At 36.9% G+C, this 7,984-nt stretch carries 12 protein-coding genes; 9 read left to right on the forward strand and 3 right to left on the reverse strand.

The window, feature by feature from the left end:
* Window positions 1-153: 153 nt before the first annotated feature.
* On the reverse strand, window positions 154-447 hold the full coding sequence (locus ACM5QX_RS28890; protein WP_414756655.1) for a hypothetical protein: 294 nt from the start codon (window positions 445-447) through the stop codon (window positions 154-156).
* Window positions 448-859: 412 nt separating this feature from the next.
* On the opposite strand from ACM5QX_RS28890, the gene ACM5QX_RS28895 reads away from it, so the two are divergent.
* Complete coding sequence (locus ACM5QX_RS28895; protein ID WP_414756656.1) at window positions 860-1,084, forward strand: hypothetical protein; 225 nt, start codon at window positions 860-862, stop codon at window positions 1,082-1,084.
* A gap of 278 nt (window positions 1,085-1,362) precedes the next feature.
* Here ACM5QX_RS28895 and ACM5QX_RS28900 read toward each other — a convergent pair whose 3' ends face one another.
* Complete coding sequence (locus ACM5QX_RS28900) at window positions 1,363-2,367, reverse strand: metallophosphoesterase (protein WP_414756657.1); 1,005 nt, start codon at window positions 2,365-2,367, stop codon at window positions 1,363-1,365.
* Between the two features lie 77 nt (window positions 2,368-2,444).
* On the opposite strand from ACM5QX_RS28900, the gene ACM5QX_RS28905 reads away from it, so the two are divergent.
* The 8 genes from ACM5QX_RS28905 to ACM5QX_RS28940 all read left to right on the forward strand — a co-directional run bounded on the left by ACM5QX_RS28905 (window position 2,445) and on the right by ACM5QX_RS28940 (window position 7,149).
* Complete coding sequence (locus tag ACM5QX_RS28905; RefSeq protein ID WP_414753956.1) at window positions 2,445-2,834, forward strand: hypothetical protein; 390 nt, start codon at window positions 2,445-2,447, stop codon at window positions 2,832-2,834.
* A gap of 159 nt (window positions 2,835-2,993) precedes the next feature.
* Window positions 2,994-3,410, forward strand: a complete 417-nt coding sequence (locus ACM5QX_RS28910; RefSeq protein WP_414756658.1) for a hypothetical protein — start codon at window positions 2,994-2,996, stop codon at window positions 3,408-3,410.
* 72 nt (window positions 3,411-3,482) lie between these two features.
* Window positions 3,483-4,052, forward strand: coding sequence for a hypothetical protein (locus tag ACM5QX_RS28915; RefSeq protein ID WP_414756659.1), 570 nt, complete (start codon window positions 3,483-3,485; stop codon window positions 4,050-4,052).
* Window positions 4,049-4,231 (forward strand): hypothetical protein, encoded by a 183-nt coding sequence (locus tag ACM5QX_RS28920; RefSeq protein ID WP_414756660.1) that lies wholly within the window; start codon window positions 4,049-4,051, stop codon window positions 4,229-4,231. The genes ACM5QX_RS28915 and ACM5QX_RS28920 overlap by 4 nt, the downstream gene beginning before the upstream one ends.
* A gap of 55 nt (window positions 4,232-4,286) precedes the next feature.
* Window positions 4,287-4,763, forward strand: coding sequence for a hypothetical protein (locus ACM5QX_RS28925; protein ID WP_190981702.1), 477 nt, complete (start codon window positions 4,287-4,289; stop codon window positions 4,761-4,763).
* A gap of 69 nt (window positions 4,764-4,832) precedes the next feature.
* Window positions 4,833-5,456, forward strand: coding sequence for a hypothetical protein (locus tag ACM5QX_RS28930; protein WP_414756661.1), 624 nt, complete (start codon window positions 4,833-4,835; stop codon window positions 5,454-5,456).
* 121 nt (window positions 5,457-5,577) lie between these two features.
* Window positions 5,578-6,618 carry a tetratricopeptide repeat protein gene (locus ACM5QX_RS28935; protein WP_414756662.1) on the forward strand — a complete coding sequence of 347 codons (1,041 nt, stop codon included), beginning with the start codon at window positions 5,578-5,580 and terminating at the stop codon, window positions 6,616-6,618.
* Between the two features lie 57 nt (window positions 6,619-6,675).
* Complete coding sequence (locus ACM5QX_RS28940) at window positions 6,676-7,149, forward strand: hypothetical protein (protein ID WP_242051579.1); 474 nt, start codon at window positions 6,676-6,678, stop codon at window positions 7,147-7,149.
* A gap of 109 nt (window positions 7,150-7,258) precedes the next feature.
* Here the strand turns inward: ACM5QX_RS28940 and ACM5QX_RS28945 are convergent, their stop codons facing one another.
* Window positions 7,259-7,552: a hypothetical protein gene (locus tag ACM5QX_RS28945; RefSeq protein WP_190661458.1), complete on the reverse strand. Its 294-nt coding sequence runs from the start codon at window positions 7,550-7,552 to the stop codon at window positions 7,259-7,261.
* Between the last annotated feature and the right edge of the window lie 432 nt (window positions 7,553-7,984).

Consider the following 7,984-nt stretch of genomic DNA (forward strand, 5'->3'; position numbering starts at 1 on the left):
GGACATTGCACAGTAGATGACCTCAATTCATCCCTCTATTATGCAACGCCAAAATATGAAGCTGGTAGATGACAAGTTGCTCAGAATCTGACATTGGGTCATCTTACCGTATTCCCAGTGCCATCTCCCCCGAAAAAAATCGCTCTCCTAGTCCTACTCGCAGGGGAAACCGATTGAAAGAGAACCTACTTGTTTTACTTCTCCGTTCATGGTTAAAGTTTGGACAGTATCAAATGGGTCGTAATGTCCTCTTTCCCAGCCTCCATTTTGGAAAATAAAAGATAGATAAACCCATTCCTTATGAGCATCTTGGATGACAAGGTTATCGCCCTCTTGGGGTGTATAGTCAACATCAAAGCAATTTCTGTCATTGAGATTGAGCAAAACCCAATCGTCCGTTAGTCCTTTGCCTATATCCGCCGCAGGAAGTTCGTATAGCCCTTCCATAAGCGGCTCGTCGTCGCTTTTATATCTTTTAAATGTAGATAAATACCATCGATATACCTTGGGAGTCGTTGCTTGCTCCTGTTTGTATCGCCTCGAATTTTTGTTATGCACAATGGGTTTTTCTTTGTCCTTGCAAGTACATAAAATGAAGCCTTTGTCAAAGTCGCACATAATTGTAGATACTAAGGATTGATAAACCAGTAGACAGGAGATGTTTAAGAGCTAAGAAAATGTATCTCTACACTACCGTTCTCCCCCCTGCACCACTGAAACTACTGCTCTGTCTACTACCATCTGAAAATAACCAATTTTTATAGGCGAGCGACTTAAACATTATCCATATAAAACTATGCGAGCAGAATATGTATAGTAATTTTGAACACATTAAAAGCCATACGAGTAAACGATAGCAATGAAACAATTGATACTTGTATTAGGAATAGGAATTTTACTTATACCTGTGAAGGTAACTTGCGGTTCTCCTGGTGCAGACTGCGCTCAACCACCACTTCCTGGAACCAATAGTCAAGTTAGATATTACTACGAATATGAACCACTGGGTGTAATGCTAGTAGAGTTAGTGATTCAGAAAAACTTGCCGTTTTATTACTTCAGTGGAACTGAGGATGTATACTGAGTTAAAAATATGATTAGTTAACCCTACGCCTTGTTTCGGGGTGGTTATTTTGTATCGGTGGGATTGTGTTAAGCAATTTCCCTTTTGGAGATGTTACGCGTTGGCGTTAGCTTCGCTATACTGCGTAAACGCGTAGCGTGTCGCTTGCGACTCAGCCTCTGGGAACGAGAATCGCTTTTGGTAAAAATTTAATCATCAAAATCAATAATCAGTCCAGTAGGTACAATTCTATTGGGATTAATAATTGGACTTTAGGGATAAGTACACCTGTTACCAGGCTAAACTTCCAATTCCTTCATGATTTGCAACCACTTATCTGGTGTCGACAGGGCTTGTTGGAGAAATTTGCTTGTCAGATTGCTAGCATTAGCTTGATATAGTAGGGTGGCATAGCTAAAACAACGAGCTGGTTTTTTGAACCCATCGTTACCATAAACAGAAATCAATTCCGCCAGCTTTTCCTCTACTTTCAAGATTATTTTGGGAGCAAGGGCAAGTAAATCGTACATCCACTGTTCCTTCTGGGCAATAAAAGCCGATAATTCTGAATTTGCAGAATTTCTAAACTCATCACAAATCGCCTGAATTTTTTCCCACTTATAACTACCCCAGGGTTTAGCCTTCATCACTGGCAACTGCCATTTAACTATCTCTTCTTGCCAATAGTCTTTAGCTGCTTGTACTTGAACAATTTCAAAACTAGGTAAAATTAGGGCTGTCAATGTCCCACCATGACAGGCTCCAGTATCAATACCGTAGGTTTTTTGGGGAATTATGAGGGGATGATCTCCAACAACGCGATGACCAAAAATTACTGGCTTAACACCAGTATATAACTGACTCCAAGAACTATCTCCATAGCGTTTTCCCAGGTGTTTTTCACCCGCAGTGCAACCACATAAAACCTCTTCCCTTTGTTCCTCGATGGGTATACCATCTTCCACCGCAGCATGAACGAAAATTGCCGATTCGGTTTCATGATAATAGGGTAGATGACTAATCCATTCTAAAAATTCGTCATAGCTGTCGCCAAATTGTAATTTGACAATTTCCTGGGAGTAAGAAAGAGTTTGCCTGAGATGTTTGCGTTCGTGATTACCCATCAAGACGATGGTATTAGGACGATTCTTGAGAAAATCATACACCTTGACTGAATCAATCCCGCGATCGACAATATCCCCCAAGGAGACTAAACAATCTTCTTCTGTAATTTCTACTTTGGCTAATAGTTGAAGCAATTCTGCATAGCAACCATGAATATCGCCAACTACAATTGTTCGCATAACTCAAGTTCAATCGAATAAATTTAGTGTAGCCTATATACTACTTTTTGTAGCATATAGGCAAAAGTTGTGAAGATATGGAAAGCCAGCAGATGAGAAGTAAAAGGGTTGTTAATTTTATCAGTGGACACCTTGATATAACTCAAGCAGAATTTGAGATCCATTACCGTCCTTTGATCGATCGCGCGATCGCTCAAAACGAATGTTTTGTTGTTGGAGATGCGAGGGGCGCGGACACCCTAGCGCAACAATATCTTTGGGGACGGACAGAGGCAGTAATTGTTTATCATATGTTTACCAGTCCTCGCAACAATCCCGGATTTTTAACCCGTGGTGGATTTCAAAGTGATGTAGAGCGAGATACACAAATGACGTTGGATTCTGACCGAGATATAGCTTGGGTAAGACCTGGAAGAGAGCGATCGGGTACACAAGCAAACTGCGATCGACGAATTTTACTAATATAGTTTGACGTAAAGAAGCATACCATCATTAAAATACTGAAAATCTTAATGATAATGACTTTTACCAACTCTCAACTGCCTGCTTATCAAAATTAATAATCAGTTCAGTAGGTACTATTAATGATGTGATTATCGCCTGTGGAATAAATAGTTAGCAAAAAAATGCAGTATATCTCTTCGGCAATTTATTTTTCTATTTTGGTAATGATGGTAATAACACCATTTGCAATGCCCTTTCTGTTAAGGCGGAAGGGTTATGTGACTAGTTTGCTATTAAGCAGTTTTCTCTCTTTTATGACGTGCGTACTTCTAGTTACTTTGTTGGCATATTTACCAGATTTATATGCCGAGATGCGGCTTGATTATCTGGGTTTTGATTTTAATGGCTGGTCAGACGAAGACCGACTCAGAAATATTGCTCCAGAATTCAGAGACGAAGCAATAAAACTTTATCGATCGATAATGGGCATTGGGTGGACTTTTAAAGCTATTACTGGGGCAGTTTTGCTCATTCCTTATCAAATTGTTGCTTCTGGCTTAGTTTTCATGGTGAGTCAGTCGAAAAAACATGGCAGTTAGCACCTAACCACAGTTTACAGTGGACGCAAAGGCGGTGGCTGTTATGCCAATAATTGTAGTAAATGCAAGACAATGTATCATCGAAATTTCAAACTTCTGGTTTTTCTGACTACCCCATTTCTTGGTGTCGGAATTCTGTTTTTACCAACTATTCCAACTTTGGAAGATGCTAAATTTCTATTTTCTATAATTATATGGTTACTAAGTTTTATTTTTGGTTTTTTATTATTTAAAAAACCTCAAGATTTACCATTTAGAAAAAAGCGAACTTTTATTTTTCTATATTTATTATTATCGAGTGTGCTATTTTTGTTTGTCTCATTTATCATTTTGATATCGTCTGGATTTGATGCGCCAAACATTGAAACTGTGGCATTTAAAGACTATCCTACAACAGTATATTTATACAATTATACATGTTCTCCACCAGATACTTCTACAGGATGTGACACATACCACGGGGAATTAAAATTTAGACTTGGTTTTACTCCTTTTGTAATTACAAAGTTGAATTGTGATTGTCTTTTTGGTTCACCAGATCGCGTTGGTGAGTGGGTAACGATTCCCTTGGAAGCAAACCGAAATTCAACAGCATCTGCGATTAAAATTAACTTAAAAACTGGCAAATTTCTCTCAAGATGAACTGCAAAACTTTAATTTACGATCCGAGTAAGCAAGAGGCAATTACTTTAACTGTTGATAAAAAGCTTTATAAATTGGTACGTTGGAATGTTGCCGATACACCCCAGATGTTGTTAGAGTCTTCTTTGGAACGATATACAGAATTCAGCTTGCTTACTATCATCTGTAGCACTTCATGAACAAACTTTATCTATCAGCAACACAAAGTTAGGACAGCACTATCCCTTGGCATCAATGAAAAAACTTACTCCAATCTTGATTATTAGAATTCTAACACTAGGTTTAATTTATTGTTTATTACGTTTTGCCTTCCCAGTAAACTTTTTAAAAACTCATATAGTTGACTGTAATAAAGCTCATAAAATTGCCAAAATATCCGATACCTTTCTCAGTGCAATTGGTGATCCATCTCCAAAAGAAGCAGAAATTATCGCCCAAAGATATATCACAAAAGCTTTTTGTTTAAATGATTTAAAGGGTGACAATAGCTTCAGCCCTAAAGCATATTTCTTTAATGGCTCAAACTTAAGCTCTAAGTATCAAATTGTTGGTTATCATGGTGCTGGTTTTCGTAGTCCAGGCAATTTACAAGTAAAATTTGATAACGGGACTCTCCTAAATTTTTGCTTTAGCATGATGGTAATTAACTGCAACCAAGCTCAAGAATGCGATTGTCCTCATGATTTTAACTGGGAACCCAAACCAAAGTAATCGCATCACAACTCAGGAAAATTATCGCAATAATGCAATGCTTGTTAGGATGAAAATCTTCAATTAACTATGGATAATCTTCAGATAAAAATACTTGGCAAAATAGCAATATGTATAACCTTGTTGATTGGTGTCGCAATTCTAATTATCAGTATTTACCCTGGTGCATTAAATAGTTTCTTTTTTCCAGTTATGCTGGTGTCAATTGTTTGTGTACCATTTGCAGTATTGGCAATTCTCTTCTGGGGATTGAGAACTTTAGGAAGACGGGATTTGAAAAGTATTAGACTTAGAAGGCAAACTTTTGTACCCTGGAGAGAAGTTGCTATCATTGCAGGGATAGTTTTAGTTTGTTATGTCCTGCTCAAGTTCTATATACCGCGTCGTTTAGCATTTATGATATCGCAATCGGCGTTTGAACAAGTTCGGGTACAACTTCCTATTTCTGCAAAAGGAAATATCAAATTAAACCGCAAACTCGGTTTATATGAAGTTGATGAATACGCTATGGATTCTCGTGGTGGTGTATATTTTCGTGTCTTCTGGGATGGTGATGGTCTAAGTCCTGATACCATATCCTATGGTTTTGTCCATCAACCGAATAGTGAAGGAAGTCCATTTGGTACTGCTAATTACCAAGTATTTTACTTGTACGGTGATTGGTATTGGTTTCGTGTATCCGATGATTTTTAGGGATGACAATTAAGCTAGTTTTGAGTTATGGATAAGTGACATTACTACCTATTCAGTCACAAATATGAAATCTCATATTCACCATACCTTGATTTTGCTAGTAGCGATAACTGAGATAACATTGTTTTCAACTCCATCTATATCTAGTGATACTCATCAATCAATATCTTCTATCACAGTTAAGTCTACAAAAGAGAATTCATTACCCCAGTTATGGGATGTAAAAATCAACGGGAAATATGGATATATTGATGCCAAAACAACTTATAAAGTAGAACTTCAATCAGAAAAATATCCCTTAAAAACTCAAATTTCACCAGCAGAAATTACCGAATTTAATCAGATTTTTGAATTTGGTAAATTTAACCACCAAAAAGCGATCGCTCTCCGCAAACGGCTACAACCCTTAGCCGATAGAAATGATGCAGTTGCTTGTTACTGGCTGGCAAAAACCTACAATTTGGAAGAATTTGGCATTAAAAAACAGAGTGATCGCCAATCAGCTTTGAAATGGTATCACAAATCAGCCGAGCTTGATTATGCACCTGCTGCATATTTTCTCTACAGAGCCTATTTTTCTGGATTGATGGGTTTACAAAAAGATGAAAATGAAGCTAGCAAATGGCTGCATAAAGCCAAGGAAACATCTTCTGGAAAATTATTGTCCGAAACCCTGATGGAATTTGTTGCTTTTAGCGACCCAAGTGTAAAATTCATCAACTTGCGAACAATCCCAAAAAATGCTGGGAATTATCTTGAATCTCTACGCCAAATATATATATTAACTCCTAATAATAACTGGGTAATACACAAATATGGTGATGCGCTCTACGAAGCCAAACGTTACACAGAAGCCTTAGCGGTTCTCATTAATAGTGATAATGCCTTTGTTTGGCAAAAAATTGGTCAGATGTACGAGCAAGGTTTGGGTACTCCAATAGATATAGAAAAGGCTTTGTTTTGGTACAAAAAAGTAGCAATTGAAGGTAAAGCTCAAGAAAATGGAGCCAATCCAATTAGTACATATGGTAGATTGGAAATTTATCGCTTAATCTGCTTGAAAAAAATTACAACACAGCAAGCAGCACCGTTATATAGTCCTGAAAAATATCAGAGTGAATTTGCTCAGTTTAGCGATAGTAAATGTAATTATGGCTCTTAATATGATGTATGTAATCCAGCCTGCATAATTCTTGAATATACAGCACTTTCCGGCGTAATGATGTACACTTTGGGCGGGCAATATGCCACCCCACAAGAGTTTCATGATGATAATTTGTACCTCATAATCACGAAATCTGCTGTATTTGGCAACCAACGCAGTAATTATATAATTTTCAATAGATTTGAGTCTGAAATATTACGACATAATGAGATGACAATAGAGATGGGAATTCTCCAAATTAATACCGGGAATTATGAGGTGATTCCTGTTGCAACTAGGGAAATATTTTATCAATTTTGGTTGCCGGCTTGTAAGTCTCTTGGTTTACAATTAATCAGTCATTTTCATGACGGGTATTTAAATGTCGTCTCAGCAGAAGATGTTCCTAAAATTGTAGAAGAATTGATTTGTTTACATTCTTATACTTTAGAACAAGAAGATTTAGCTTTTATGAGCGAGAGAATAGAACGTATAATCCATGTATTTCAGACAACAGATACGACATCATATAAATATGATTTTGGATAATTAATGGAGTTTTAACGATTGATTAGAATAACGTCTACCTGATGTCGAAATGACGCATTTCAATCGTTAAAAAAGCTCCAGGTTTCGTCATAGATCGGGTTTAATTTACTTATAATACTTTGATACAGCCGTCTTTGATTTCGATTTTAGAGTCATCTTTGACTTCGACTTTTCCACAAGATGTTTCAATGACAGCAGATCTACCGCTACCTTGTATCGTTGCGGCTCCAGTCGTACGACCATTGAATGTAACTTCTTTCGTTGAACCATCCATCTGGACTTTCATTACATGTTTGTCCGAGTCCTTATTGGAATATTGGATATAAACAGAAGCCCAAGAGGGACTGGAAAAAATAATGCTTGGGATAGCAGACAACATCGCTAATAAAAGTATTTTTTTCATAGCTTTTATAAACTTATTTTCATCAACATTTTTATGTATATCTATTTTTTACTTTAGAAAAATAAAAATAACATGAGTAGTTGTACGTAAATTATATGACCGTGGCTATAACTGCATAAAAATCATTATTTTCGCGCAAGTTTCACATTTTTAAATTAGCCGATGAAGATTAGGTTGTAAGTCTGTAAAGGTTAATTAAATTTTCAGATTAAAAAATTAAAAATAAGCGAACGCCGAGTCTAGCACACTCACACTGGAAAAATAGATCCAGATGATGGGTCATTTAGGGATACAATATATTATATATGTACTCCAGCCTTTCTAAAATTCGTTGAGATCGCATCTCAGCTTGCTCTGCATTAAAGCCAAAGTTGTAACGCATCTTACCCATATTCTCAATTCGCCATTGGTTGATTTTATAATCTATTTCAT

It is taken from the genome of Anabaena sp. CCY 9910, from assembly GCF_963920875.1.
GTDB lineage: Bacteria > Cyanobacteriota > Cyanobacteriia > Cyanobacteriales > Nostocaceae > Trichormus > Trichormus variabilis.

Excerpts from the sequence above, each read along its gene's own strand:
- ACM5QX_RS28890 (WP_414756655.1), bottom strand. The coding sequence starts at position 447 with ATGGAAGGGCTATACGAACTTCCTGCGGCGGATATAGGCAAAGGACTA.
- ACM5QX_RS28895 (WP_414756656.1), top strand. The coding sequence starts at position 860 with ATGAAACAATTGATACTTGTATTAGGAATAGGAATTTTACTTATACCT.
- ACM5QX_RS28900 (WP_414756657.1), bottom strand. The coding sequence starts at position 2,367 with ATGCGAACAATTGTAGTTGGCGATATTCATGGTTGCTATGCAGAATTG.
- ACM5QX_RS28905 (WP_414753956.1), top strand. The coding sequence starts at position 2,445 with ATGGAAAGCCAGCAGATGAGAAGTAAAAGGGTTGTTAATTTTATCAGT.
- ACM5QX_RS28910 (WP_414756658.1), top strand. The coding sequence starts at position 2,994 with ATGCAGTATATCTCTTCGGCAATTTATTTTTCTATTTTGGTAATGATG.
- ACM5QX_RS28915 (WP_414756659.1), top strand. The coding sequence starts at position 3,483 with ATGTATCATCGAAATTTCAAACTTCTGGTTTTTCTGACTACCCCATTT.
- ACM5QX_RS28920 (WP_414756660.1), top strand. The coding sequence starts at position 4,049 with ATGAACTGCAAAACTTTAATTTACGATCCGAGTAAGCAAGAGGCAATT.
- ACM5QX_RS28925 (WP_190981702.1), top strand. The coding sequence starts at position 4,287 with ATGAAAAAACTTACTCCAATCTTGATTATTAGAATTCTAACACTAGGT.
- ACM5QX_RS28930 (WP_414756661.1), top strand. The coding sequence starts at position 4,833 with ATGGATAATCTTCAGATAAAAATACTTGGCAAAATAGCAATATGTATA.
- ACM5QX_RS28940 (WP_242051579.1), top strand. The coding sequence starts at position 6,676 with ATGATGTACACTTTGGGCGGGCAATATGCCACCCCACAAGAGTTTCAT.
- ACM5QX_RS28945 (WP_190661458.1), bottom strand. The coding sequence starts at position 7,552 with ATGAAAAAAATACTTTTATTAGCGATGTTGTCTGCTATCCCAAGCATT.